The following is a 26,300-nucleotide window of genomic DNA, read 5'->3' on the forward strand; positions in this document are numbered from 1 at the left end:
TTGGCCTGAAACGGTAAGGGGGTCCTAAGTTTTTTCAGGACCCCCTCGTTCCCGCCCGTCGCTGCGTCCGCGTGCGGACGAGCCCGACGACTAGCCGCCGAAGCCCAGTTCACGCGCGATCAGCATGCGCTGGACCTCGCTCGTGCCCTCGCCGATCTCCAGGATCTTGGAGTCCCGCCACATGCGGGCCACCGGGTACTCGTTCATGAAACCGTAGCCGCCGTGGATCTGGGTCGCCTCGCGCGCGTTGTCCACGGCGACCGTCGAGGAGTACAGCTTCGCGATCGCCGCCTCCTTCTTGAACGGCTCACCGGCCACCAGCCGGGAGGCCGCGTCGCGCCAGCCGATGCGGGCCATGTGCGCGCGCATCTCCATGTCGGCCAGCTTGAACTGGATGGCCTGGTTGTCGCCGATCGCCTTGCCGAAGGCGTGCCGCTCCTTGGCGTACTTCACCGACTCGTCCACACAGCCCTGCGCGAGCCCGGTCGCGAGCGCGGAGATGGCGATCCGGCCCTCGTCGAGGATCCGCAGGAACTGCGCGTAACCGCGGCCCTCCTGGCCCACCAGGTTGGCCAGGGGGACCCGTACGCCGTCGAAGGACAGCTCACGGGTGTCCGAGGAGTTCCAGCCCACCTTGGAGTACGGAGCGGCCACCGTGAAGCCCGGGGTGCCGGACGGGACGATGATCGAGGAGATCTCCGGGCGGCCGTCCGCCTTGCGGCCCGTCACGGCCGTGACGGTGACCAGACCGGTGATGTCCGTACCGGAGTTGGTGATGAAGCACTTCGAGCCGTTGATGACCCACTCGTCGCCGTCCTTGACGGCGGTGGTGCGGGTGCCGCCCGCGTCGGAGCCCGCACCGGGCTCCGTCAGGCCGAAGGCGCCGAGGATCTCGCCGGAGCACATCCTCGGCAGCCACTCGCGCTTCTGCTCCTCGGAGCCGAAGAGATAGAGCGGCATGGCGCCGAGGGAAACCCCGGCCTCCAGGGTGATGGCGACCGAGGAGTCGACGCGGGCCAGCTCCTCCAGGGCGATGCCGAGGGCGAGGTAGTCCCCGCCCATGCCGCCGTACTCCTCCGGGAAGGGCAGGCCGAACAGGCCCATGCGGCCCATCTCGGCGACGATCTCGTAGGGGAACTCGTGCCGCTCGTACAGGTCGCCGATCTTCGGGGCGACGACGTCGTGCGCGAACGCCTCCACGGTGCGGCGGAGTTCCTCGTGCTCAGGGGTGAGCCGGTGGTCGAGGGACATGGTGTGACTACTCCTTGTGGGAGAGGGCGCGGACGGTACGGGAGGGGCTGGGGCGTCCCAGCTGTTCGGCCATCCACACGCTCGTGGCGGTGAGGGCGGCCAGGTCGACCCCGGTTTCGATGCCGAGGCCGTCGAGCATCCACACCAGGTCCTCGGTCGCGAGGTTCCCGGTGGCGCTCTTCGCGTACGGGCATCCGCCGAGGCCGCCTGCGGAGGCGTCGACGGTGGTCACGCCGTGCTGGAGCGCGGCGAGGGTGTTGGACAGGGCCTGGCCGTAGGTGTCGTGGAAGTGCACGCCGATACGGTCGGTCGTGACGCCGGCCTCGTTCAGCGCGGCGAGCAGGGCCTGGACATGTCCCGGAGTGGCCACGCCGATCGTGTCGCCGAGGCTCAGCTCGTCACAGCCGAGGTCCAGCAGGGCCTTGGCGACGGAGACGACCTGGTGGACCGGGACCGGGCCCTCCCAGGGGTCGCCGAAGCACATCGAGAGATAGCCGCGCACGTGCGCGTCGCCCTCCTTGGCCCGGGCCACGACGGGCTCGAACATGGCGAGGGACTCGGCGACGGTGCGGTTGAGGTTGCGGGCGGCGAAGGTCTCGGTGGCCGATCCGAACACCGCGATGCGCCGGGCCCCGAGGGCGAGCGCGCGGTCGAGGCCGCGCTCGTTGGGGACGAGCACGGGCAGATCCGCCGCGACGTCGGCGAGCTGCGGGAACAGCTCCTCCGCATCGGCCAGTTGGGGCACCCACTTGGGGTGCACGAAACTGGTGGCCTCGATGGTGGTCAGCCCGGCGGCGGCGAGACGGTGGATGAACTCCGCCTTCACGGCCGTGGGGACCGCGCCCTTCTCGTTCTGCAGCCCGTCGCGGGCACCGACCTCGTGGATGCGGACCCGGGCCGGGAGACCGGGGGCCGGGACGTTCATGGGCAGCCTGTTCACGCGGCCCCCTCCTCGTCCTCGTCGGGGGTGACGACGGCCAGGATCTGGTCCATCGCGACCGTGGTGCCGGGGGTCACGTCCAGCTCGGTGACGGTGCCGGCGTGCGGGGCGGAGATGACATGCTCCATCTTCATGGCCTCGACGACCAGGAGGCTCTGCCCGGCCGTGACCCTGTCGCCGACGGCCACCTTGACGACGGTGACGGTGCCGGGCATGGGGGCGGCGAGGGTGTTCGCCCCTGCGCTCGCCGCGCCGTGGGCGGACACGGGGTCGTGGTGCTGCACGTGCCAGCTGTCTGCGTCCCGCCCGAGCCAGGTTCCCTCCGGGGAGGTGGCGTGGCTGAAGCGGTGGGTGACGCCGTCGAGTTCGACGGTGACGGTGTCGGGGGTACGGGCGATGATCCGGCCGCGGGCCGGTGCGCCGGGGCTCTGCCCCGGACCCCGCGCCTCGATCGCCGGCGAGGCTGCAAGGGCGAGCTCGGTGTCGGAGCCCGAACGCCGGCTACGGACCTGCACGGCGTCCTGGCCGGGAAGGCGGAAGTGGTGGACCGTCCAGGCGGGCGTGCCGCCCAGGCGCCAGCCGCTGGCGGCGTCGAAGGGGTCGACCCATCCCTCCTGCTGTGGCGCCGCGGGCTGCGCCAGCAGGGCTGCCGCCGCGTACACCTCGTCCGGGACCCCTTCCGGCAGGAGCTCGGCGAGGTCGCGCTCCACCAGCCCGGTGTCGAGGTCGCCCGACACCACGTCGGGGTGGGCCAGCAGCCTGCGCAGGAAGCCCGCGTTGGTCTGCACGCCGAGGATCACCGTGTCGGCCAGCGCCGCCCGCAGCATGCGCAGCGCGGTGGCGCGGTCCGGACCGTGGACGATGACCTTGGAGAGCATCGGGTCGTACGTCGAGCCCACCGGTACGCCCGCCGTCAGCCCGGAGTCCGTCCGCACGGCACCGCCCGAGGGCTCGGACAGGGCCAGCACGGTGCCGCCGGACGGCAGGAACCCGCGCGCCGGGTCCTCCGCGCAGACGCGGGCCTCGATGGCGTGCCCGGTCAGCGTCACGTCGGACTGGTCGAAGCCCAGCGGTTCGCCCGCCGCCACCCGGAGCTGCAGCTCCACCAGGTCCAGCCCGGTGATCAGCTCCGTCACCGGGTGCTCGACCTGGAGGCGGGTGTTCATCTCCATGAAGTAGTAGGAGGAGGGGTCGCCGCCCGGGACGATGAACTCCACCGTGCCCGCACCGACGTACCCGCAGGAGCGGGCCGCGTCGACCGCCGCCGCGCCCATCGCCGCCCGGGTCTTCTCGTCGAGCAGGACCGACGGCGCCTCCTCGATCACCTTCTGGTGCCGGCGCTGCAGCGAGCACTCGCGCTCGCCGAGGTGCACCACGTTCCCGTGGGCGTCCGCCAGCACCTGGATCTCGATGTGCCGCGGCCGGTCCACCCACCGCTCGACCAGGAGGGTGTCGTCACCGAAGGAGGACCGCGCCTCGCGGCGGGCCGCCGCGATCTCCTCGGCCAGCACCGCCTCGTCGCGCACCAGACGCATGCCCTTGCCGCCGCCGCCCGCCGAGGGCTTGAGCAGCACCGGCATGCCGATCTCCATCGAGGCGGAGACCAGTTCGGCGTCGGTCAGGCCGCTGCCCGAGGAGCCCGGCACCACGGGCACGCCCGCCGCCTTCACGGTCTCCTTGGCGCGGATCTTGTCGCCCATCAGGTTGATGGCGCCGGCCGGCGGCCCGATGAAGACGAGGCCGGCGTCGGCGCAGGCCTGCGCGAAGGCCGCGTTCTCGGCGAGGAAGCCGTAACCGGGGTGGACAGCCTCGGCGCCGGTGCGCCGGGCGGCATCGAGCAGCCGCTCCACCGAGAGGTAGCTCTCGGCGGCCGCGGCCGGACCGATCCGGACGGCCGTGTCGGCCTCCCGGACGTGGCGGGCGTCCGCGTCGGCGTCGCTGAAGACGGCCACGGAGCGGATGCCGAGCTGCCGAAGGGTGCGGATGACCCGGACCGCGATCTCGCCCCGGTTCGCCACCAGAACAGTGCTGAACATCAGTGAGGTCCTCACGTCACATACGGAAGATGCCGAAGCCCGAGTCGCCCAGCGGGGCGTTCGCGCACGCGGTCAGGGCCAGTCCCAGCACCTGCCGGGTTTCCATCGGGTCGATGACCCCGTCGTCCCACAGCCGCGCGGTGGCGTAGTAGGCGTTGCCCTGCTCCTCGTACTGCGCGCGGACCGGGGCCTTGAAGGACTCCTCGTCCTCGGCGGGCCATTCCTGGCCCGCGCCCTCGATCTGGTCGCGCTTGACCGTGGCGAGCACCGAGGCGGCCTGCTCCCCGCCCATCACGGAGATCTTGGCGTTGGGCCACATCCACAGGAAGCGGGGCGAGTACGCCCGGCCGCACATCGAGTAGTTGCCGGCGCCGTACGAGCCGCCGACCACCACCGTCAGCTTCGGCACCCGGGTGCAGGCCACCGCCGTCACCATCTTGGCGCCGTGCTTGGCGATGCCGCCGGCCTCGTAGTCCTTGCCGACCATGAAGCCCGAGATGTTCTGGAGGAAGAGGAGCGGGATACCGCGCTGGTCGCACAGCTCGATGAAGTGCGCGCCCTTCTGCGCGGACTCGGCGAACAGGATGCCGTTGTTGGCGATGATCCCGACCGGGTGTCCGTGGATCCGGGCGAAGCCGGTGACCAGCGTCTGGCCGAACTCGGACTTGAACTCCTGGAAGCGGGAGCCGTCCACGATCCGGGCGATGATCTCGCGGGCGTCGTACGGGGTGCGCGAGTCGACGGGGACCGCGCCGTACAGCCCGTCCGGGTCCACCTTCGGCTCTTCCGGCGCCTCGACCGACCAGGGCAGGGCCCCGCGCTCGGGCAGGGTCGCCACGATGTTCCGTACGATCCGCAGCGCGTGCGCGTCGTCCTCCGCGAGGTGGTCGGTCACGCCCGAGATCCGCGAGTGGACCTCGCCGCCGCCGAGCTCCTCGGCCGTGACCACCTCACCGGTGGCGGCCTTCACCAGCGGCGGGCCGCCGAGGAAGATCGTGCCCTGGTTGCGGACGATGACCGCCTCGTCGCTCATGGCCGGCACGTACGCCCCGCCGGCCGTGCAGGAGCCGAGGACGGCGGCGATCTGCGGGATGCCGGCCCCCGACATGCGGGCCTGGTTGTAGAAGATGCGGCCGAAGTGCTCCCGGTCGGGGAAGACCTCGTCCTGCATCGGCAGGAAGGCGCCGCCCGAGTCGACCAGGTACAGGCAGGGGAGACGATTCTCCAGCGCCACCTCCTGGGCGCGCAGGTGCTTCTTGACGGTCATCGGGTAGTACGTGCCGCCCTTGACGGTGGCGTCGTTCGCGACGATCACGCACTCGCGGCCGCTGACCCGGCCGATGCCCGCGATGACCCCGGCGGCGGGGGCCGCGCCCCCGTACATGTCCTCGGCGGCCAGCGGGGCCAGCTCCAGGAAGGGGGATCCGGGGTCGAGGAGGGTGTCCACGCGGTCGCGCGGAAGGAGCTTCCCGCGGGCGGTGTGGCGGGCGCGGGCCTTCTCGCCGCCACCGAGCCGGGCCGCGTCGAGCCGGGCGCGCAGGCCCTCGGTCAGCTCGCGGTGGGCGGCCTCGTTGGTCCGCCAGGCCTCGGACGCCGGGTCCGCGGCGCTCGTCAGCACTGGTGCCTGCTGCATCGGTCGAGCTCCCTTGCTCGGTCCACTTGCTCGGTGCACGCTGTTAATAAGCGTTAACGCATGTACGGCTTAGGTTAACGACCGCTAACGGCCCTGTCTAGAATGGTTTCCCATGAGCACCAGAGCGGCCGCCCCCACCCGTCGCGAGCAGATCCTCAGTGAGGCCGCTCGTCTCTTCGCAGCGCGCGGATTCCACGGCGTCGGCGTCGATGAGATAGGGGCCGCGGTGGGCATCAGCGGCCCCGGCCTGTACCGGCACTTCGCGGGCAAGGACGCCATGCTCGCCGAGCTGCTCGTCGGCATCAGCGAGCGGCTGCTGACCGGCGGCCGCCACCGGGTGGCCGAGGCCGCGGGCGCCCCGGAGCGGGTCCTGTCCTCCCTCATCGACGGACACATCGACTTCGCGCTCGACGACCAGGCGCTGATCACCCTGCACGACCGGGAGCTCGACCGGCTGCGGGAGGCCGACCGCAAGCTCGTACGGCAGCTGCAGCGCCAGTACGTGGAGCTGTGGGTGGAGGTCGTACGGGAACAGCACCCCGAGGTCGGCGAGGCCGAGGTACGGGTCGCCGTGCACGCGGTCTTCGGCCTGCTCAACTCCACCCCGCACCTGGCGGCCCTGGGGCGCGAGGCCACGGAAGAGCTGCTGCGGCGCCTCGCGCACGGAGCGTTCGGGGCGCTGTCGCCATGAGCCGGGGCGTCCGCCGATCGGAATGGACGCGCCGCCTCCGGCCGGGCGGCGGCAGAATGGCCCGTATGCCGAAGCCGATAGAGACGCCGAGCCGTGCCGAACTCATCGACCACCTGGTCCGCACGCGGATCGCGGGACAGGTCGCGACGCCGCGGGAGAACAACCTCTCCCACTACCGCAAGCTCGCCAACGGCGACCGGCACTACTGGTTCGGCCTGGAGCTGGGCGACCGCTGGACGGACGAGCAGGACGTGCTCGCGGTGATGGCGGAGCGGTGCGGGGTGGTGGACGACCCCGAGTTCCGCTACGGCCAGGACACCATCGACCCGGAGCTGACCGTGGCCGGCCTGGACCGGCTGGCGGCGCGGCTGCGCAAGGCCGCGCTGGACCGGCAGAGCGTGCTGTTCGCCACCGGCCACCCGGGCGGCCTGCTGGACGTCCACCGGGCGACGGCCGCGGCCCTGCGCGCCGCGGGCTGCGAGATCGTCGTCATTCCGCAGGGCCTCGTGGCGGACGAGGGCTCGGTGTGGCAGTTCGCCGACGTCGCGGTGCTGGAACGCGGCGCGACGCTGTGGCACACCCATTCGCCGGAGCCGATGGCCGCGGTCCTGGACGGCTTGACGGCGGAGAACCGCCCGCAGCCGGACCTGGTCGTCGCCGACCACGGCTGGGCGGGCTGCGCGGCCCAGCGCGGTCTGGACGCGGTGGGCTACGCCGACTGCAACGACCCGGCGCTCTTCCTCGGCGAGGCCGAGGGCACCGTCCAGGTGACGATCCCCCTGGACGACCACGTCCGCGACCCGCGCTTCTACGACCCGATGGTGGCGTACCTCCTGGACGCGGCGGGCCTGCAGGGCGCTTAGGCCGTCCCGGGCCGTCCCGGGCAGCCCCCGGGGTGGCGCGTTCCGGCTCGTCGGCCCGGTTGTCAGTGGCGGTGGCTACGGTCGCTGTATGTCGAAGTCCGCGAAGACGTACAACCCGCTGTCCGTACTGGCCGACGATCCCCAAGGGCGCTCCCTGGGGCCCCAGTTGCCGCCGGGTTCGGTCATCGGCACGCCGGGGCGGCGGCGGTGGGGGAAGACGGCCGAGCCGTTGGTGTGGGTGTCCGACGAGGCCGTGGGGATCGGGGCGCTCGCCGCGCACCGGAGCCCCGCGCTCGCGGCCGCCGGCCTGCAGGCCGTGCTGTTCCAGGACCGCCGCGGGCTCGAACGGTGGTGGCAGGACCGGGAGTTCTCACCGGAGCGGATGTCCGACCCCGACGACCACCACGTCGAGCCGGTGCTGCGCGAGTTCTGGGGCCGCGTGGTCCCCGATCCGGAGGAGGGCGAGGAGGGTGAGGAGATCATCGCGCCCTTCGGCCGGGACTGGCCCGGGCTCGCGGACCCGGGAGCCGACGGACCGGAGGACGGACCGGACCCGGAGGCGGCGGCCTGTGCCCTCGCGGACGAGCTGATCGAGGAGGGCGCGCTGCCGGCCCCGCGGCTCGCGCTGGTCCCCGCCGGCCGCCCGGCGGACGTACCCACCATCGTGGGCTGGGGCGGCCCGACCAACCACGAGAACGACACCGCCCTCATCAGCACGGTCCTGCGCTCCTGGGAGGACCGCTTCGGTGCCCGCGTCGTCGCCCTCGGCTTCGACGAGCTCCACCTGTCCGTCGCGGCCCCGCCGCGTACGGTCGTCCGCGCCCTTCCCGTCGCGGCGGAGCACTTCGCCCTCGCGCCCGACAACATCTGGCAGGGCTCCGGCAGCATCCGCGCCTACGCAGACGAGGCGGTCACCGGCAGCAACCACTGGGGCTTCTGGTGGGACTGAGGCCGGCCGGGCGGCGTGGCGCTCACGCGCGCGGGACGCGTACGACACCCTCCTGGATGACCGTCACGGCCAGCCGGCCGTCCTGCGTCCAGATGCGGGCCTGGCCCAGGCCCCGGCCCGCGGCCGCCGAGGGCGACTCCTGGTCGTACAGCAGCCACTCGTCCGCGCGGAAGGGCCGGTGGAACCACATCGCGTGGTCCAGCGAGGCGCCGACCACGTCGCCCACCGCCCAGCCGCCCCGCCCGTGCGCGAGCAGCACCGAGTCCAGCAGGGTCATGTCGGAGACGTAGGTGGCCAGGCAGGTGTGCAGCAGCGGATCGTCGCCGTCCAGCTTGCCGGCCGTACGGAACCACACCTGCGAGCGCGGTTCCACGGGCTCGCCGACGCTGCCCCAGGGCGGGGTCGTGGCGTAGCGCAGGTCCACCGCTTCCCGGGTCTCGATCAGCCGCTCCACCGTGCCGGGATCGCGGAAGATCTCCCGGTACGCGGGCAGCGACTCGGCCGCGGTGGGCAGGGTCTCCGGGTCGGGGGCCGACGGCATCGCGACCTGGTGGTCGAGGCCGTCCTCGTACTTCTGGAAGGACGCGGAGAGGTGGAAGATCGGCTGTCCGTGCTGGACGGCGACGACCCGGCGCGTGGTGAAGGAGCGGCCGTCGCGGATCCGGTCCACCGAGTACACGATGGGCGCGCCGGTGTCCCCGGTGCGCAGGAAGTACGAGTGCAGCGAGTGCGCGGTGCGGTCCGCGGGGACGGTCCGCCCGGCCGCGACCAGCGCCTGGGCCGCGACCTGGCCGCCGAAGACGCGCGGCACCAGGGAAGGCCTGCTGGTGCCGCGGAAGATGTTCTCCTCGATCTGCTCGAGGTCGAGCAGATCGAGGAGCGACGTCAGTGCCTCGTTCATGGGTGAAGGCTAAGCGCCCGAACGTTCCTAGAGGCCCATGGACTTGGCGATGATGGACTTCATGACCTCGCTGGTGCCGCCGTAGATGCGGTTCACGCGGTTGTCGGCGTACAGGCGGGCGATCGGGTACTCGTTCATGTAGCCGTAACCGCCGTGCAGCTGGAGGCACTTGTCGATCACGCGGTGCGCGACCTCGGTGCAGAACAGCTTGGCGGAGGCGGCCTCGGCGGCGGTCAGCTCGCCGGCGTCCAGGGCCTCCAGGGCGCGGTCGGCGACGGCCTCGGCGGCGTCCACCTCGGCCTGGCAGGAGGCCAGCTCGAACTTGGTGTTCTGGAAGTGGGCGACCGGCTTGCCGAAGACGGTGCGCTCGGTCACGTACTGCTGGGCGAACCGGATGGCGGCCTTGGCCTGCGCGTAGGCGCCGAAGGCGATGCCCCAGCGCTCGGAGGGCAGGTTGGCGCCGAGGTAGTAGAAGCCCTTGTTCTCCTCGCCGAGGAGGTCCTCGACCGGGACCTTCACGTCGACGAAGGCCAGCTCGGCGGTGTCGGAGGTGCGCAGGCCCAGCTTGTCCAGCTTGCGGCCGATGGAGTAGCCCTCGGACTTGGTGTCCACGGCGAAGAGGGAGATGCCGAAGCGGCGGTCCTGCTCGCTGGGGGCGGAGGTGCGGGCGCAGACGATCACGCGGTCGGCGTGCACGCCACCGGTGATGAAGGTCTTGGAGCCGTTGAGGACGTAGTGCGTGCCGTCCTCGGAGAGCTTGGCGGTGGTCTTCATGCCCGCGACGTCGGAGCCGGTGCCCGGCTCGGTCATCGCGAGGGCCCACATCTCCTCACCGGAGACGAACTTCGGCAGGTAGCGCTTCTTCTGCTCGTCGTCGGCCAGCATCTTGATGTAGGGGAGGGCGAGCAGCACGTGCACGCCGGAGCCGCCGAAGTTGACGCCCGCGCGGGAGGTCTCCTCGTAGAGGACGGCCTCGAACTTGTGGGTGTCCAGGCCCGCGCCGCCGAACTCCTCGGGCACGTTGATGCCGAAGACGCCCAGCTCGCCGAGCTTGTAGTAGAAGTCGCGCGGCGCCTGGCCGGCCGCGAACCACTCGTCGTAGACCGGGACGACCTCGGCCTCGATGAAGGCGCGAATGGTCTCGCGGAATGCCTCGTGGTCCTCGTTGAAAACGGTACGGCGCACGGCCGGCTCCCTTCGGTCGCGGCGGTCCGCCGCCATGCCTAAGCGCTTGCTCAGTCTAAGTTACCGGCCAGTCAAACTGGCTGTCCAGAGCCGAGGCGCCATGGAAAGGGTGGGGTGGCTCACCCCGGCCCTCCGGCGGGTGTTTCGGCGGGTGTTCCGGCGGAGGTTCCCGTGGGGGTTCCGGCGGGGGCTCCCGCGGGGCTCGGGCGGAGGAGGTGCGTCCGCGCCGCGGTGGCCGGAATGTGCTCAAGAACGCCTTGTTCGTGCTCTCACGTACCGATTCGCCCTCCCCTAGCCTGCCCGGCATGCCATTTTTCCGGAGAGCGAAGAAGGCCGGCGCGGACACGGGCGGCGCCGGTGCGGGGGGTGGGTCGGGGGCGTCGCCGGTACCGCCGTGGTGCGCGTGGTTCAGCCCCGCCGACTGGCACGCCTTCGAGGCGCTCCTCAATGACCTCTTCCTGGACGGGAACAAGACCGGGCCGCCCATGCGCTTCGGGGAGAACCAGCACCTTTCGCTCGCCGCCGAGGGCGAGCCCGGCGCACCGCTGGACCTCGCGGAGATGGCGGAGCTGGTCCGCGCGCTGCCGCACGCGAACTGGAGGTCGGCCGCCGTCTCCTTCCTGAACCAGAAGCAGCGGCTCGCCGAGCGCCGGCGCGGACTGGAGCGCGCGAGCTTCGCCGAGGTCCGCAACCTGCTCATGCCGAGGCTGGTGACCGTCGACACGGTGACGGAGCACCAAGCGCCGGCGGTCGTCCTCACCGAGGAACTCGCGGCCGTCCTGGTGATCCAGGTGGGCGGCGCCCTCTCCGCACCCGTCCCGCAGGCACAGTTCGACTCCTGGCAGGTGGACGGCTCCGAGGTCTGGGCCGCCGCCATGGCCAACCTCGACGCCGCACCCGTCTCGCTCCGGTACAACGACGACGAGAACCCGCTGGTGAACGTCGAGGCCGACGGCGGATGGACCTCCACCCACCTCCTGCGCGCCGCCGATCTGATCGACCGCCCGGCGCCGCTCGGCATCCTCGCGATGGTCCCCTTCCACGGTCACCTGATGCTGTGGGCCGTGGAGGGGCCCGAGCTGCACACCTGCGTGATCGCCTACGGTCCGCTCGTACGGCAGATGTGGGAGGACGCACCGGAGGCGTACCGGCTGAGCTCGCGGCTGCTGTGGATCAGTGAGGACGGGATCGAGGCCGTCGGGGTCGATCCCGCGCCGCCCGGCAGCACGGAGCCGGGTGTGATCACCGGATCCGCCCGCTTCGTGGAGCTGCTCTCCTCCTTCCGGCCGCCGGACGACTACTCCGGCTGAGCGGGGCGGCGTTCGGCGACCCGCAGCGCGAACCACAGCTCCATCCGGACGTCCGGGTCGTCCAGGTTCCGGTCCAGCAGTTCGGTGGCGCGGGTGACGCGCTGGCGGACGGTGTTGCGGTGGACGCCCAGGGCGGCGGCCGAGCGGTCCCAGTTGCCGTGGTGGGCCAGCCAGCCGCGCAGGGTCTCCCGCAGGGCGGGGGAGAGCGGCCCCAGCAGGGCCTCGGCGTGGGCGCGGGCCTCGGCCTCGCCGACCAGGCCCGCGAGACCCGGCTCGGTGTGGCGGGCCAGCGGGGTCCGGGCCGCCTCCGCGCGCCCCAGGGCCCGCTCGGCCTGGGCGCCGGCCGTGACCAGGGCGGCGGGCGCGGCCGGGGCGCTCACCCCCAGCCGCCAGCCGGGCTGCGGGGCGGGGTCCCGGTCGGTGAGCAGCCGTACGGAGTCCTCTTGCGGGTCGAGCAGTACGGTGCCCAGCGCGGCCGCGAGGGCCTGCGGATCCCCGGCCCCGCGGGCGTGGACGGCGTACCAGGGCCCGGCCGTCAGGGCCGCGGCCGGATCCCCGTCGAGCAGCAGCCGGGTCAGGGCCGCGGCCTCCGCCCCGGCGGGCCGCTCGGCGGTGAGCAGGGTCAGCAGTACGGCGGCGATGGAGGCGATGGTGTGGTCGCCCGGGGTCCGGACCCCAGTGGCCAGGGCCAGCACCCGGCCCCCGCCGACGGCGTACGCGGCCAGGCTCGTGGCGCCGACGGCGTCGGTGGCGGTGGCGGCGGAGCCCGGGGCCACGCGGCGGGCCAGGGCGACCACGGCATCGAGCGCGTCCGTGCCGGGAGCGGTACCGCCGGCGAGGGCGCCCCGGGTGGTTCCAGGGGCTCCGGCCGCCCCGGCCGCCCCGGCTGCCCCGGCCGCCCCGGCTGCTCCGGTGCCCGGGGCGCCGCCCGCGGTCCCGGCGGTCCCCGCGGTCCCGGCCGTCCGGGGCGGGGCCTCGGCCCGCCCGCCGCCCCCGCCCTCCGGTGTGAGCAGGGCGGCCCAGCCGCTCAGGCTCGCCGCCAGCCGCGACAGCACCGCCGGGACCGGGTCCGGGCGGGCGGCGGCCGCCGCCAGGGCCTGCTGGGCCTCGGCGACCCGGCGCAGCTCCCGCGTACGGGCTTCCGCCATCAGCCGCCCGACGGTACGGGCGACCGCGGTGAAGGGGGTCCCCGGCGGGACCTCCACGAGCGGCAGGCCGTACCGCTCGCACGCCTCGGCCAGGCCGGGCGGGACCACCTCGTGCACCGGGGTCACGCCGAAGCCGAGCGCGGCGGCTCCGGCGCGGGCGAGCCGGCCGACATAGGCAGCCGCTCCGGCCTGCGTCAGCGCGGCGCCGGCCGTCAGCAGCAGCTCGCCGCCCAGCAGGTACGGGGACGGGTCCGCCATCTCTGAGGCGTGCACCCCGTGCACCTCCGCCGCCCGCGGCCCCGCGAGATGCCGCAGCCCGAGCGCCCGCTCACCGAGCAGCCCGCCGAGCAGCACGGGCGGCGTCATCGGCTCCCCGGCGAAAGTTCCGGGCCCGGCTCCGGCCGGAGACCCCGCCGGCTCCTCCGCGGGGGCGTGGCCCGCCGCCGGGCCGTTGCCGGGTTTCGGGTCGCCGGGAAGGGTGGCCATGGATACTCCGTACATATCAGCTGATCCAGATGGATGAAACGTACACTGCCCAGCCCTGGGCGGCCCGCTTACGCTCGAAGGACCGCACACGTCAGGACAGAGAAAGAGGCACCAGCCATGAGCACGCAGCCGCGCGGACCCGTCGACTCCTCCCGCATCCCGCGCTACGCGGGCCCGGCGACCTTCGCCCGCCTGCCCCGCCTCGACGAGGTCGGCTCCGCCGACGTCGCCGTCGTCGGCGTGCCCTTCGACTCCGGCGTGTCCTACCGCCCCGGCGCCCGCTTCGGCGGCAACGCCATCCGCGAGGCCTCCCGCCTGCTGCGCCCGTACAACCCGGCCCAGGACGCCTCCCCCTTCGCGCTCGCGCAGGTCGCCGACGCCGGTGACATCGCCGTGAACCCCTTCAACATCAACGAGGCCGTCGAGACGGTCGAGGCCGCCGCCGACGAGCTGCTCGGTGCCGGCTCCCGCCTGATGACCCTGGGCGGCGACCACACCATCGCCCTCCCGCTGCTCCGTTCCGTCGCGAAGAAGCACGGCCCGGTCGCGCTGCTCCACTTCGACGCCCACCTGGACACCTGGGACACCTACTTCGGCGCCGAGTACACCCACGGCACCCCGTTCCGCCGTGCGGTGGAGGAAGGCATCCTCGACACCGAGGCGCTCTCCCACGTCGGTACCCGCGGCCCGCTGTACGGCAAGCAGGACCTGGACGACGACGCCAAGATGGGCTTCGGCATCGTCACCTCGGCCGACGTCTACCGCCGCGGCGCCGACGAGGTCGCCGACCAGCTGCGCCAGCGCATCGGCGACCGCCCGCTGTACATCTCCATCGACATCGACGTGCTCGACCCGGCGCACGCGCCCGGCACCGGCACCCCGGAGGCGGGCGGCATGACCTCCCGCGAGCTGCTGGAGATCATCCGCGGCCTGTCCTCCTGCAACCTCGTTTCCGCCGACGTCGTCGAGGTCGCCCCGGCGTACGATCACGCCGAGATCACCTCGGTCGCGGCCTCGCACACCGCGTACGAGCTGACCACGATCATGTCGCGACAGATCGCGCAGGCGAAGGGCAAGTAAGCGAAGTGACGCACGACCACGACCTGGTACTCCGTCCCACCGAAGCCCAGACGGCGGCCGCGCTCGCGCCGCCGCCGGGCCGGACGGGCGGGGACCTGGTCGTGGAAACGCTCCGCGGCCTCGGCGCGACCACCGTCTTCGGTCTGCCGGGGCAGCACGCACTCGCCCTCTTCGACGCCGTCGGCCGCTCCGACCTGCGCCTCGTGGGACTGCGTACGGAGAACAACGCGGGCTTCGCGGCCGACGCGTACGGCCGGATCACCGGCGAGGCCGTGCCGCTGCTGCTCTCCACCGGCCCGGGCGCGCTGATGGCGCTGCCCGCCCTGGCGGAGGCGGCGGCCGCCTCGGCGCCGGTGCTCGCGATCTCCTCGCAGGTCCCGGTGGCGGGCCTGGGCGGCGGGCGGCGCGGGCACCTGCACGAGCTGCGGGACCAGTCGGCCTCCTTCCGGGACGTGGTGAAGTCCGTCCACACGGTCCGCACGCCCTCCCAGATCCCCTCCGTGATCGCCGCGGCATGGGAGTCGGCGCTGAGCGCCCCGCACGGCCCGGTGTTCGTCGAGATCCCGGAGGACGTGCTGCGGGCGGGGACCGTCATCCCGCAGGTCACCGGCGTGGACGCGACCCCGCACGAGCTCGCGCCGCGGCCCGAGCTCACGGCGCTCGCCGCCCACTGGCTCGAGAGCGCCACCCGACCCGTGATCATCGCGGGCGGCGGCGTCGTCCGCTCGGACGCGGCGGGCAAGCTGAAGCAGCTGGCCGAGCGGCTGAACGCGCCCGTCGTCACCACCTTCGGCGGCAAGGGCGCCTTCCCCTGGACCCACCCGCTCTCCCTCCAGTCCTGGCTGGAGGACCGCCACATGACGGACTTCCTGGAGGACGCGGACGTCCTGCTGGTCGTCGGCTCGGGCCTCGGCGAGCTCTCGTCGAACTACCACACGTTCTTCCCGACGGGCCGGGTCGTCCAGATCGAGGCGGACCTCGGCAAGCTGGAGTCGAACCACGCGGGCCTCGGCATCCACGCGGACGCCCGCCTGGCGCTGCAGGCCCTGCTGGAGACGGTGTCCGAGCGCGAGGACCCGTCCGCCCCGGAGCGCGTCCGCCTGCTCCTCGCGGACATCGCGGCCCGCCTCGCCACCCAGGACCTGGCGCAGGAGCAGCAGCTCCTCACCTCGATCCGGACCGCTCTGCCCGCCCGCTCCCCGTCCTTCTGGGACATGACGATCCTGTCCTACTGGGCCTGGTCGGCCTTCGACCCGAAGCACCCCAACACCATGCACTCGGCCCAGGGTGCGGGCGGTCTCGGCTACGCCTTCCCGGCGGCTCTCGGCGCGTGCCTGGCGGAACCGGGCACCCCGGTCCTGGCGGTCTCCGGCGACGGCGGCGCGATGTACTCCCTCGCGGAGCTGGCCACGGCGCGGCAGCACGACCTCGACGTCACCTGGCTGATCGTGGACGACGGCGGCTACGGCATCCTGCGCGAGTACGGCTGCACGACCGGTACGCAGCTGGCGGGCCCGGACTTCGTGGCCCTCGCGGAGTCCTTCGGCGTCCCGGCCGCCACCACCGCACCGGAGTCCCTGACCTCCGACCTCAGGAAGGCGCTGGCGACCCCGGGGCCCTCGGTCCTGGTCCTGCCGGCCACCCTGAGGATGTTCGCCCCGACGCACGTCTGAGAGGCGACCGCCCCGGTCACCGCCCCGGTCGCCGGGGCAGTCGCCGGGGCGCCGGTCACGAGTCGGCGGCCTGCTCCTCGGCCTCCTCGTAGGGGTGGAAGAGGAGGCTGATCACGGCCACCCCGACCGCTGTCGCCAGCCTGGTCCAGCCGTTGTCGGTCACCAGGCTCACGACCTTCGCCGCGAGCACAGCGATGAAGAAGGCGGTGACGAAGGGGACGACGGCGCGGGCGGTCCGCTGCACGAAGCTGTGGCTGGTCGGCTGCTGCTCGTGAGTGCTCATGGCCCTGGATCCCTTCGGTCCCGCCACCACGGTCGGCGGTCGGCATCGGCTGTGCTTCCAGCATCGGCAGCGCGGCCCGACGGGCCCAGATCCGGAAAGTCGGGACTTGACAGGGCCCGGCGCCGCCCACTCGCGCCCCCCGCCCCGTCCCCGCCCCGTCCCCGCCCCGCCTCCACGCCCGCGTCCACGCCCCGGTCGGACGCGGCCCGCGCGCCGCCGCCGTACGGGAGTGCGATTGTTGCGGCGGGATGAAATCCGCCGGTCGGAGCGTTGGCGCTTCCGGCAGGTCAGGACGAACGGGGAGGCCTCACGTGGCGGCGGCACAGACAGCGACTGGGGAAAAACGGGGCTGGGGCAGGCGGCTGGCGGCCTACACCTGGCGGTACAGGACCAATGTGCTGCTCGCGCTCGGCTCCTCCCTGGCCGGCATGGCCGTCATGGCGGTCGTCCCGCTGGTCACCAAGGTGATCATCGATGACGTCATCGGGGACGGGACCAGGCCCATGGGGCCCTGGGCCGGCATGCTCATAGCCGCGGCCCTTCTCGTGTACGTGCTGACCTACATACGCAGGTACTACGGCGGGCGGCTCGCCCTCGACGTGCAGCACGACCTGCGCACCGACATGTACACCACGATCGCCCGCCTCGACGGGCGGCGGCAGGACGAGCTGAACACCGGCCAGGTCATCGGCCGCGCCACCAGCGACCTCCAGCTGATCCAGGGCCTGCTCTTCATGCTGCCCATGACGATCGGGAACTTCCTCCTCTTCGGGATATCCCTGGGGATCATGCTCTGGCTCTCGCCGTTGCTGACCCTCGTCGCCCTGCTCATGGCACCCGCCCTGTGGTTCATAGCCAAGCGCAGCCGCAAGAAGCTCTTCCCCGCCACCTGGTGGGCCCAGGGCCAGGCCGCCGCCGTCGCGACCGTCGTCGACGGCGCCGTCACCGGCGTCCGCGTCGTCAAGGGCTTCGGCCAGGAGGAACAGGAGACCGGCAAGCTGCGCGAGGCGGGCCGCCGGCTGTTCGCCGGGCGGATGCGGACCATCCGGCTCAACTCGCGCTATACGCCCGCCCTCCAGGCCGTGCCCGCGCTCGCCCAGGTCGCCATGCTGGCCCTCGGCGGCTGGATGGCCACCAACGGCCAGGTCACCCTCGGCACCTTCGTCGCCTTCTCGACCTACCTCGCCCAGCTCGTCGGACCCGTCCGCATGCTCGCCATGGTTCTCACCGTCGGCCAGCAGGCCCGGGCCGGCGCGGAGCGCGTGTTCGAGCTCATCGACACCGAGCCCGAGATCCGCGAGGGCACCCACGAGCTGCCCGCCGACGCGCCCGCCACCGTCGAGTTCGACGACGTCCGCTTCGGCTACGACCCCGAGCGGCCCGTCCTCGACGGGTTCTCGCTCACCGTGGCGGAGGGGGAGACCGTCGCCGTCGTCGGGTCCTCCGGCAGCGGCAAGTCCACGGTCGCGCTCCTGCTGCCCCGGTTCTACGACGCCGACGGCGGCGCGGTCCGCGTCGGCGGCCACGACGTCCGCGAGCTGACCTACGACTCCCTGCGCGGCGCGATAGGCCTCGTCCCCGAGGACTCCTTCCTCTTCTCCGACACCATCCGCGCCAACATCGCCTACGGGCATCCCGGCGCCACCGAGGAGCAGATCGAGGCCGCCGCCCGCGCCGCCCAGGCCGACGGGTTCGTCCGGGCACTGCCCGCCGGATACGACACCAAGGTCGGCGAGCAGGGGCTCACCCTCTCGGGCGGCCAGCGCCAGCGCATCGCCCTGGCCCGGGCCATCCTCACCGACCCGCGGCTGCTGCTCCTCGACGATGCCACCTCCGCCGTGGACGCCCGAGTCGAGCACGAGATCCACGAGGCCCTGCGCTCCGTCATGGCCGGCCGGACCACCCTGCTGATCGCGCACCGCCGCTCCACGCTCGCACTGGCCGACCGGATCGCCGTACTCGACCGCGGACGGCTCGCCGACATCGGGACGCACGAGCAGCTGGAGGGCCGCTCGGCGCTCTACCGCAGGCTGCTCACCGACCCCGAGGCGCTCGGCGCCGGCTCGCCGCGCACCCCGGACAACCGCGTGATGACCGAGTTCGAGCGCGAGCTCGACCGTGACCTCGAACGCGGCATCGAGCTCGAGGCCGAGATCGACTCCGAGCCCGTCAACGCCAAGCGCAGGGTCGCCGGCGGGGTCACCCCAGAGCTCTGGCGCCGCCAGGAGGACACCGAGGGCGCGGCCGGCACCGCCACCGCTCCCGGCACCGCCACCGCTCCCGCCGCCGGGAGCGGTGCGCCCGGACCCGGGCCGTCCATGGCCGGGTCCGTCGCCGGGATGCCCGCCACCCCCGAACTGCTCGCGCAGGTGGCCGCGCTGCCGCCCGCCGACGACCTGCCCGAGGTGGACGAGACCCGCGCCGCGGCAGCCGAGGAGAGCTACGGCCTGCGCCGCCTGCTCCACGGGTTCTGGGCGCCGCTCGCCATCAGCCTCGGCCTCGTCGCCGCGGACGCGGGAGCCGGACTGCTGCTGCCGATCCTGATCCGGCACGGCATCGACCAGGGCGTGGAGCAGGCCGTGCTCCGCGCCGTCTGGGTGGCCGCCGGCCTCGCCCTCGTGGTCGTCGTCGCGCAGTGGGCCGCGCAGTTCGCCGAGACCCGGATGACGGGCCGTACCGGCGAGCGCGTGCTGTACGCCCTCCGCGTCAAGATCTTCGCCCAGCTCCAGCGCCTCGGCCTGGACTACTACGAGCGCGAGCTGACCGGCAAGATCATGACCCGGATGACCACCGACGTGGACTCGCTGAGCTCGTTCCTGCAGACCGGGCTGGTGACCGCCGTGGTCTCCGTCTTCACTTTCTTCGGCATCCTGGTCGCCCTGCTCGTCCTGGACGTCGAGCTCGCGCTGATCGTCTTCGCGACCCTGCCGGTCCTGGTCGTCGCCACCGTCGTGTTCCGCCGCAAGTCCGTCGCGGCCTACGAGCTCGCCCGCGACCGGGTCAGCCTGGTCAACGCCGACCTCCAGGAGTCCGTCTCGGGCCTGCGCATCGTCCAGGCCTTCCGCCGCGAGGGCTCGGGCGCCAAGCGCTTCGCCGAGCGCAGCCACTCGTACCGCGAGGCCCGGGTCCGCGGCCAGTGGCTGATATCCGTCTACTTCCCCTTCGTGCAGCTGCTGTCCTCGGGCGCCGCGGCCGCCGTGCTGATCGTCGGCGCGGGCCGGGTGGAGGCCGGGACGCTCACCACCGGCGCGCTGGTCGCGTACCTGCTCTACATCGACCTGTTCTTCGCGCCCGTCCAGCAGCTCTCCCAGGTCTTCGACGGCTACCAGCAGGCCACGGTGGCCCTCGGCCGCATCCAGGGGCTGCTGCGCGAGCCCACCACCACCCCGCGGCCCGAGCGGCCGAGCGCACCGCGGCAGCCGGTCGGTGAGATCGCCTTCGAGAACGTCCGCTTCCAGTACGGGACGGCCGAGGAACGGGGCGAGAACGGGGAGGCGCTGGCCGGCATCAACCTGCGGATACCCGCCGGGCAGACCGTCGCCTTCGTCGGCGAGACCGGAGCCGGCAAGTCCACGCTGGTCAAGATGGTGGCCCGGTTCTACGACCCGACCTCCGGCCGGGTCACCGCCGACGGCGCCGACCTGCGGGAGCTGGAGCTCACGGCGTACCGCCACCGTCTGGGGGTCGTCCCCCAGGAGGCCTACCTCTTCCCGGGGACGGTCCGTGACGCCATCGCCTACGGGCGCCCGGGCGCGAGCGACGCCGAGGTGGAGGCCGCCGCCCGCGCGGTCGGCGCCCACGACATGATCGCCACCCTCGACGGCGGCTATCTGCACACCGTCGCCGAGCGCGGCCGCAACCTCTCCGCGGGCCAGCGCCAGTTGATCGCCCTGGCCCGGGCCGAGCTCGTCGACCCGGACGTGCTGCTGCTCGACGAGGCCACCGCCGCCCTCGACCTGGCCACCGAGGCCCAGGTCAACCAGGCGACGGACCGGCTCGTGGGCAAGCGCACCACCCTGGTGGTCGCGCACCGGCTGACCACCGCGGCGCGCGCCGACCGGGTCGTGGTCATGGACCGCGGCCGCGTCGTGGAGGACGGCACCCACGCCGAACTCCTGGCGCGCGGCGGCCGGTACGCCGAGCTGTGGCGCACCTTCATCGGCGAGGACGAGCGCGCCGCGGCCTGAGCCGCCCGCGCCGCCCGAGCGGACGCCGGCCCGTCGGGGACGCCCCGGGATCAGAACTCGCCGAAGAGCAGGTTCCCCGGGGCGTCCTCGTCGGTACCGGTGTAGTACTCGCGTACCGCGTCGAGGAGTTCGTCGAGCGTGAGCGAGCCGTCCCCGTCCGCGTCGATGCGCCGGAAGAGCGCCTCGGTGTCGGCCGGGCTCAGCTGCGTGTCGAAGGCCTCCTGCGCCCGGTGGAACTCCTGCGGGCTGATGCGCCCGTCGCCGTCCGTGTCGACGATCGTGAGGATCGCCCGCATCATCGGGCGGAACGAGCGGTCGTAGGCGGGCCCGCCCTGCGCGTACAGGCGGGTCATGCCCAGCTTGTACTCCTCGGGCGTGACCTTGCCGTCCCGGTCGATGTCCAGTTCGGTGAACAGGTCCTGCCAGAAGTCGGCCAGCCCGCCCATCACCAGGTCCGCCTTGGGCGAGGCGGCCGGCTCCGCGAGGGCCGTCAGCAGCCGGGAGCCGAGCGCGATGATGTCGTCGGCGTCGATCACGCCGCTCCCGTCGGCGTCCAGGTGCGTGAAGGCGCGCTCCAGCTTGCGGTCGAGCAGGTCGTTCGTCATCTCATGGCCTTTCACGGCTGAGGCGTGGGTACGGGTGCGGGTGCGGGTGCGGGTACGGGTATCGGTACGGCTACGAGCAGAGGGGATTCCGTCACCTAGCGTAATCGCCCCTCCGGGCGTGAACTCCCGCTGTCCCGCCGGGAGGTGGCGGATGCACTCGTACGAGGGAGGGGTGCCGGCGCCGGCGGGGCGGGTCCTTGCGCGCGGCAACCTTCCGGCGGGCTCGGGCGTCGTACGTATGTGCGTGCGTGCGCTGTACGTACGACCGATCGGGGGACAAGGTGTTGCAGGGACGAGGGAGGCGTGGCCGTCGGGCCGCGTCCCCGGTGGTTTTCGTGGCGGCACTGTGGCTCTGTGCGGGCGGGCTGTTCGCGCCGCCGGCGGCGCGGGCCGCGACCGAGAGCTGCGCGGGCCGGCTGGCCAGGACGATGTCCTTCGGGGCGGGCGAGGTGCGCGTCTACAAGAGCCGCAATCAGGCCTGCGCGATGACCGTGGCCAGGGACGCCGGCGAGCGCCGGCGGATGGCGGTGAGCATCCAGCCGCGCGGCGGCGCCCCGGTGCGCGAGGCCGGGGGGTTCACCCGATATGCCGGGCCTGTCACGGTCGGCGCGATCAGCCGCTGCGTGTATGTAAAGGGGAGCGTGGGGGCCGGATCCGCTGATTCCGGCTGGATCCTGTGCTGACGGACAGGCCCAACTAGGTCTGGTCAGTGGCGTGTTGACCCGGCTAGGTTCACGGCGACCGAAGTGAACTCAAGGGGAGGGTGAATGCGCAAGACGCTCGGATGGCTGCTGTCGCTCGTGGTGCTCATCGGCACGATGGGCGCGGCCGGCTCCACGGCGCAAGCGGCCACAGCCGCGGAGCCCGCGGCCGCCACGGACATCAAGGACCAGATCCTCGGCATTCCCGGGATGAGCCTGATCGAGGAGAAGCCGTACCCCGGCTACCGCTTCTTCGTACTGAACTACGAGCAGCCGGTGGACCACCGGCAGCCGTTGAAGGGCACCTTCAAGCAGCGCCTGACCCTGTTGCACAAGGACGTCTCGCGGCCGTCGGTGTTCTTCACCTCCGGCTACAACGTCAACACCAACCCGCGCCGCAGTGAGCCGACGACCATCGTCGACGGCAACCAGGTGTCTCTGGAGTATCGATTCTTCACGCCCTCCCGGCCCGACCCGGCCAACTGGGCGAACCTGGACATCTGGCAGGCCGCGAGCGACCAGCACCGCCTCTTCACCGCGCTGAAGAAGATCTACAAGAAGAACTGGCTGTCCACGGGCGGCAGCAAGGGCGGTATGACGGCGACGTACTACGAGCGCTTCTATCCGCGCGACATGGACGGTGTCGTCGCGTACGTCGCGCCCAACGACGTCGTCAACAACGAGGACTCGGCCTACGACCGCTTCTTCGCCAAGGTCGGCACCAAGGAGTGCCGCGACAGGCTGAACGCGGTGCAGCGCGAGGCGCTGGTGCGCCGCGAGCCGCTGGAGGCCAAGTACGCCGTCGCCGCCGCCGAGAACGGCTGGACCTTCACCACCGTCGGCAACCTCGACAAGGCCTACGAGGCCGTCGTGCTCGACTACGTCTGGGCCTTCTGGCAGTACAGCCTGCTCGCCGACTGCGGCTCCGTCCCGGACGCCAGGACCGCGAGCGACCAGGAGATCTGGGACACGATCGACGCGATCTCCGGTTTCTCGGCCTACTCCGACCAGGGCCTTGAGACGTACACGCCGTACTACTACCAGGCGGGTACGCAGCTCGGTTCCCCCGACATCAAGCAGCCGCACCTGAAGGGCCTGAGCCGCTACGGCTACCAGCCGCCGCGCAACTTCGTGCCCCGCGACATCCCCATGACCTTCCAGCCGGGGGCGATGGCGGACGTCGACAAGTGGGTGCGCAACAACGCCCATCAGATGCTCTTCGTGTACGGGCAGAACGACCCGTGGGGCGCCGAGCCGTTCCACCTCGGCTACGGGGTGCGCGACAGCTACGTGATGATCGCGCCGGGCGCCAACCACGGGGCGAACGTGGCCAAGCTGATGGACGGCGAGAAGGCCCTCGCCACCGCGAAGATCCTGCAGTGGGCCGGGGTGGCCCCGGCCGCCGCGCTCGCCGACGCGGGCCGGGCGGCGCCGCTGGCCGCGCCGGACGCGCAGCTCGACCAGGTCGACCCGGAGCGCGAGCCGCAGCTGCGGCCGTAACCGGGAAGCGGGACGCGCGGGCCGCGGGCGGGCGCCGAGGAGTTCAGGGCGTCAGTCCGTGGCCCAGCGGGTAGCGGCCCGGGACCGGGACGGGGAGGCGGCCGGCGGGCCGCAGCCCCCCGGTGAGCACCCGGGCCGCCGCCCGCATCTCCACGTCCGTCCAGGAGTACGTGGCCAGCTCCGCCGCACAGGCCGGCAGCCGGGCCGGGTCGTACGGGTTGCGGACCGCCAGCGTGATGACCGGCACCCCGGACGCGATCAGGTCCGCCACGAGGGTGCGCTGCGCACTCTCGCCCTCCGGGACGTTGTACGTGCACACGAGCACCGCCGCGTGACCGGCCGCGGCGGCCACGGCCCGGGTGGGAGGCAGCGCCGTGGCCCGGCAGCCCAGGGCGGTCAGCTCCCGGGCCAGTACGACCGTAGGGGGGCCGGTGGTACCCGTGGGGGAGACCGGGTCCGTCCCGGTGACCAGCAGCCGCGGCCCGGCCGTCGCATCGAGGGGTACCAGCCCCCGTGGATTCGCCAGCAGGGTCGTCGTGGCGGCCGCGATCGTGTCGGCGGCGTCGAGGTGCTCCTGGACGCCCACGACGGAGTCGACCTCCCGCCCCGTCGTGTAGGCCTCGTCGAACAGCCCCCGGCGGGCCTTCAGTTCCAGGATCCGCAGCACCGACTCCTCGACGCGCGCCGGCGTCAGCTCACCCGACTCGACGGCCGCCCGCACGCTGCGGTGCGCGAGTCCCAGGTCCGGCGGGTTCAGCAGCTGGTCGCAGCCCGCCAGCAGGGCCAGTACGGGCACGCGGTCGTTCCCGTACTTCTGGCGGACCCCGGCCATGTCGAGGGCATCGGTGATCACCACCCCCTGGAAGCCGAGGCGTTCACGCAGCAGGCCCGTGACGATCGGCCGGGAGAGGGTCGCCGGGTCCCCCGAGGGATCGAGCGCGGGGAAGACGATGTGCGCCGTCATGATGGCGTCCACGCCCGCCTCCACCGCGGCCCGGAAGGGCGGCTCGTCCAGCTCCTCCCAGACGGCCCGGCTGTGCCGCATCACCGGCAGGCCCACATGGCTGTCGGTCTCGGTGTCCCCGTGGCCGGGGAAGTGCTTGGCGGTGGCGGCCACCCCGGCGCCCTGGTAGCCCCGGACCTGGGCCGCGACGAGCTCCGCCACGGCCTGCGGGTCGGAGCCGAAGGACCGGACGCCGATCACCGGATTGGCCGGGTTGACGTTGACGTCGGCCACCGGCGCGTAGTCCTGCCGGATGCCCATGGCGGCCAGCTCGGCACCCGCGATGCGCGCGGCCCGCCGGGCGTGGGCGGTGGAACCGGCCGCCCCGAGCGCCATCGCCCCCGGGAGCAGGGTCGCGGGCCGGCCGATCCGGGCGACGGCGCCGTGCTCCTGGTCGGTGGAGAGCAGCAGGGGGATCCGGGCGCCGGTGGTGAGGGCGGTCTGCTGCAGGCCGACCGAGAGCGCGGCGATCTGCTGCGGGGCCCGGGTGTTGTGGGCCCAGGCGAAGTAGATGATCCCGCCGAGGTGGTAGCGGGCGACCAGCTCGGCGGCGGTGCGCACGCCGAAGGCCGCCAGGTTCTGCTCGGCGTCCGCCGGGTCGGGATCGGTCGCCGAATGCCCGTACGCCCGGGAGACGAAGAGCTGCCCGATCTTCTCGTCGAGGCTCATCCGGTCCACGAGGGCGCGCAGTCGCGCCCGGCCGGGGCGACTGCCGGGCCCGCCGCCCGGGGGCCGCGAGTCGTCGGGGGCCGGGTGGGGGCCGACGGCTGCGGAGGCGGCCCCGGCGGCCGTGACGGCGACCATGGCGGCTGCGGCGAGCAGGTTCCGGCGCGAGGCGAGGTACGGCACGCGCCGGACCCTACTGCCGTGGTACGCCCGGGGAGTGACGGACACTCGGAAGGTCCCCCGGATGACACCACCGCCGGACGACACCCGCTACCGCTGGGACGCCCAGTGTTCCTGCAGGGTCCGAACCGCCTCGGTGATCGCGGGCCGCCGGGCCGCCCCGGTCCGCCACAGGGCGTACAACCGCCGTACGGGGCCCGGCTCCAGCGGTACCGCGACCGCCCCCGGGGGCAGGGCTCCCGTGCCCAGCCGGGGTACGACGGCCACCCCGAGCCCCGCCGCGACCAGGGCGACGATGGTGTGGTTCTCCTCCGCGACGTGCGCGACGTCGGGCTCGAACCCGGCGGTGCGCAGGGTGCGTACCAGCCAGTCGTGGCAGACCCGGCCGGGCGGCTGGCAGACCCAGCGCTCGCCGCCCAGGTCCGAGCGCCGGATGACCCGGCGCGTGGTGAACGGATGCCCGGCCGGGACCACGAGGTCGCAGAGGTCGTCCCCGATCACCGCCTGTTCGATGCCCTCGGGTGCGGGCAGCGGGGCGATGTCCCAGTCGTGTGCCACCGCCAGATCGGTGACCCCGCGGGCCACCAGCTCCACGGACAGGTGCGGGTCCACCTCCGTGAGACGTACGTCCAGCGCGGGATACCGGCGGGCCAGATCGGCCAGGACCTCCGGCAGCAGGCCGCGCGCCGCCGAGGCGAAGGCGGCCACCGTCAGCAGTCCGCCGGGCTGCCCGCGCCGCTCCTCCAGAGTGGTCTCGGCGCGCTCCACGATCGCCAGCAACTCCTGTGCGGTGTCGGCCAGATGGTGGGCCTCCTCGGTGAGGGCGACCCCGCGCCCGCGCCGCTCCAGCAGGGTGGTGCGGGTCTCCCGTTCCAGCTTGGAGATCTGCTGCGAGACGGCCGAGGGGGTGTAGCCGAGGGCGGCCGCGGCGGCGGCGACCGAGCCGTGGACGGAGACGGCGTGCAGGGCGCGCAGCCGGGCGAGATCGAGCATGCCTCCATCGTGGCACCGCGTACATCCGTAAGCAAC

At 73.0% G+C, this 26,300-nt stretch carries 20 protein-coding genes; 9 read left to right on the forward strand and 11 right to left on the reverse strand.

Annotated features, from left to right (window positions below; translation table 11 throughout):
* Nucleotides 1–90: 90 nt before the first annotated feature.
* Genes OG373_RS25080 through OG373_RS25095 form a run of 4 tightly spaced genes read right to left on the reverse strand, consistent with a single transcriptional unit; the run spans nucleotide 91 to nucleotide 5,860 of the window.
* The gene (locus OG373_RS25080; protein WP_405440461.1) at nucleotides 91–1,251 is read right to left on the reverse strand and encodes an acyl-CoA dehydrogenase family protein; all 1,161 of its coding nucleotides are present in this window, start codon (nucleotides 1,249–1,251) and stop codon (nucleotides 91–93) included.
* Nucleotides 1,252–1,258: 7 nt separating this feature from the next.
* Nucleotides 1,259–2,176, reverse strand: a complete 918-nt coding sequence (locus OG373_RS25085) for a hydroxymethylglutaryl-CoA lyase (protein WP_405444196.1) — start codon at nucleotides 2,174–2,176, stop codon at nucleotides 1,259–1,261.
* An 11-nt stretch (nucleotides 2,177–2,187) separates the two neighbouring features.
* The gene (locus OG373_RS25090) at nucleotides 2,188–4,227 is read right to left on the reverse strand and encodes a biotin carboxylase N-terminal domain-containing protein (protein WP_405440462.1); all 2,040 of its coding nucleotides are present in this window, start codon (nucleotides 4,225–4,227) and stop codon (nucleotides 2,188–2,190) included.
* A 16-nt stretch (nucleotides 4,228–4,243) separates the two neighbouring features.
* Nucleotides 4,244–5,860, reverse strand: a complete 1,617-nt coding sequence (locus OG373_RS25095; RefSeq protein ID WP_405440464.1) for a carboxyl transferase domain-containing protein — start codon at nucleotides 5,858–5,860, stop codon at nucleotides 4,244–4,246.
* Between the two features lie 112 nt (nucleotides 5,861–5,972).
* Here OG373_RS25095 and OG373_RS25100 point away from each other — a divergent pair, with 112 nt between their 5' ends.
* The 3 genes from OG373_RS25100 to OG373_RS25110 all read left to right on the forward strand — a co-directional run bounded on the left by OG373_RS25100 (nucleotide 5,973) and on the right by OG373_RS25110 (nucleotide 8,363).
* Entirely contained in the window at nucleotides 5,973–6,551 is a 579-nt protein-coding gene (locus tag OG373_RS25100) for a TetR/AcrR family transcriptional regulator (RefSeq protein WP_397731193.1), read from the forward strand.
* A 56-nt stretch (nucleotides 6,552–6,607) separates the two neighbouring features.
* Complete coding sequence (locus OG373_RS25105; protein WP_405440466.1) at nucleotides 6,608–7,414, forward strand: phosphatase; 807 nt, start codon at nucleotides 6,608–6,610, stop codon at nucleotides 7,412–7,414.
* 88 nt (nucleotides 7,415–7,502) lie between these two features.
* Nucleotides 7,503–8,363, forward strand: a complete 861-nt coding sequence (locus OG373_RS25110; RefSeq protein ID WP_405440468.1) for a DUF4253 domain-containing protein — start codon at nucleotides 7,503–7,505, stop codon at nucleotides 8,361–8,363.
* A gap of 22 nt (nucleotides 8,364–8,385) precedes the next feature.
* Here the strand turns inward: OG373_RS25110 and tesB are convergent, their stop codons facing one another.
* Together tesB and OG373_RS25120 are read right to left on the reverse strand one after the other, a co-directional pair.
* Entirely contained in the window at nucleotides 8,386–9,264 is an 879-nt protein-coding gene (tesB, locus tag OG373_RS25115) for an acyl-CoA thioesterase II (RefSeq protein WP_030384787.1), read from the reverse strand.
* A gap of 27 nt (nucleotides 9,265–9,291) precedes the next feature.
* Nucleotides 9,292–10,449 (reverse strand): acyl-CoA dehydrogenase family protein, encoded by a 1,158-nt coding sequence (locus OG373_RS25120; RefSeq protein WP_405440470.1) that lies wholly within the window; start codon nucleotides 10,447–10,449, stop codon nucleotides 9,292–9,294.
* Between the two features lie 305 nt (nucleotides 10,450–10,754).
* Here OG373_RS25120 and OG373_RS25125 point away from each other — a divergent pair, with 305 nt between their 5' ends.
* Complete coding sequence (locus OG373_RS25125; protein ID WP_405440472.1) at nucleotides 10,755–11,759, forward strand: hypothetical protein; 1,005 nt, start codon at nucleotides 10,755–10,757, stop codon at nucleotides 11,757–11,759.
* On the opposite strand, the gene OG373_RS25130 is transcribed toward OG373_RS25125, so the two are convergent.
* The gene (locus OG373_RS25130) at nucleotides 11,747–13,393 is read right to left on the reverse strand and encodes a helix-turn-helix domain-containing protein (RefSeq protein WP_405440473.1); all 1,647 of its coding nucleotides are present in this window, start codon (nucleotides 13,391–13,393) and stop codon (nucleotides 11,747–11,749) included. The genes OG373_RS25125 and OG373_RS25130 overlap by 13 nt on opposite strands.
* A 117-nt stretch (nucleotides 13,394–13,510) precedes the next feature.
* Between OG373_RS25130 and speB the strand changes: the two genes are divergently transcribed.
* On the forward strand, nucleotides 13,511–14,473 hold the full coding sequence (gene speB / locus OG373_RS25135) for an agmatinase (protein WP_030013156.1): 963 nt from the start codon (nucleotides 13,511–13,513) through the stop codon (nucleotides 14,471–14,473).
* A gap of 5 nt (nucleotides 14,474–14,478) precedes the next feature.
* Entirely contained in the window at nucleotides 14,479–16,146 is a 1,668-nt protein-coding gene (locus OG373_RS25140; RefSeq protein ID WP_405440475.1) for a thiamine pyrophosphate-binding protein, read from the forward strand.
* Between the two features lie 55 nt (nucleotides 16,147–16,201).
* Here the strand turns inward: OG373_RS25140 and OG373_RS25145 are convergent, their stop codons facing one another.
* Complete coding sequence (locus OG373_RS25145; protein WP_405440477.1) at nucleotides 16,202–16,429, reverse strand: hypothetical protein; 228 nt, start codon at nucleotides 16,427–16,429, stop codon at nucleotides 16,202–16,204.
* A gap of 248 nt (nucleotides 16,430–16,677) precedes the next feature.
* On the opposite strand from OG373_RS25145, the gene OG373_RS25150 reads away from it, so the two are divergent.
* The gene (locus tag OG373_RS25150; RefSeq protein ID WP_405440479.1) at nucleotides 16,678–20,616 is read left to right on the forward strand and encodes an ABC transporter ATP-binding protein; all 3,939 of its coding nucleotides are present in this window, start codon (nucleotides 16,678–16,680) and stop codon (nucleotides 20,614–20,616) included.
* Between the two features lie 50 nt (nucleotides 20,617–20,666).
* Here OG373_RS25150 and OG373_RS25155 read toward each other — a convergent pair whose 3' ends face one another.
* Nucleotides 20,667–21,221: an EF-hand domain-containing protein gene (locus OG373_RS25155; RefSeq protein ID WP_405440481.1), complete on the reverse strand. Its 555-nt coding sequence runs from the start codon at nucleotides 21,219–21,221 to the stop codon at nucleotides 20,667–20,669.
* 335 nt (nucleotides 21,222–21,556) lie between these two features.
* Between OG373_RS25155 and OG373_RS25160 the strand changes: the two genes are divergently transcribed.
* Nucleotides 21,557–21,904: a hypothetical protein gene (locus OG373_RS25160; protein ID WP_405440483.1), complete on the forward strand. Its 348-nt coding sequence runs from the start codon at nucleotides 21,557–21,559 to the stop codon at nucleotides 21,902–21,904.
* Nucleotides 21,905–21,988: 84 nt separating this feature from the next.
* Nucleotides 21,989–23,422 carry an aminopeptidase gene (locus OG373_RS25165; RefSeq protein WP_405440484.1) on the forward strand — a complete coding sequence of 478 codons (1,434 nt, stop codon included), beginning with the start codon at nucleotides 21,989–21,991 and terminating at the stop codon, nucleotides 23,420–23,422.
* Between the two features lie 43 nt (nucleotides 23,423–23,465).
* On the opposite strand, the gene OG373_RS25170 is transcribed toward OG373_RS25165, so the two are convergent.
* Nucleotides 23,466–25,229: a glycoside hydrolase family 3 N-terminal domain-containing protein gene (locus OG373_RS25170; RefSeq protein WP_405444197.1), complete on the reverse strand. Its 1,764-nt coding sequence runs from the start codon at nucleotides 25,227–25,229 to the stop codon at nucleotides 23,466–23,468.
* A 132-nt stretch (nucleotides 25,230–25,361) separates the two neighbouring features.
* The gene (locus OG373_RS25175) at nucleotides 25,362–26,264 is read right to left on the reverse strand and encodes a LysR substrate-binding domain-containing protein (RefSeq protein ID WP_405440485.1); all 903 of its coding nucleotides are present in this window, start codon (nucleotides 26,262–26,264) and stop codon (nucleotides 25,362–25,364) included.
* Nucleotides 26,265–26,300 lie beyond the last annotated feature (36 nt).

Origin of the sequence: Streptomyces avidinii (assembly GCF_045161815.1) — a bacterium.
GTDB lineage: Bacteria > Actinomycetota > Actinomycetes > Streptomycetales > Streptomycetaceae > Streptomyces > Streptomyces avidinii.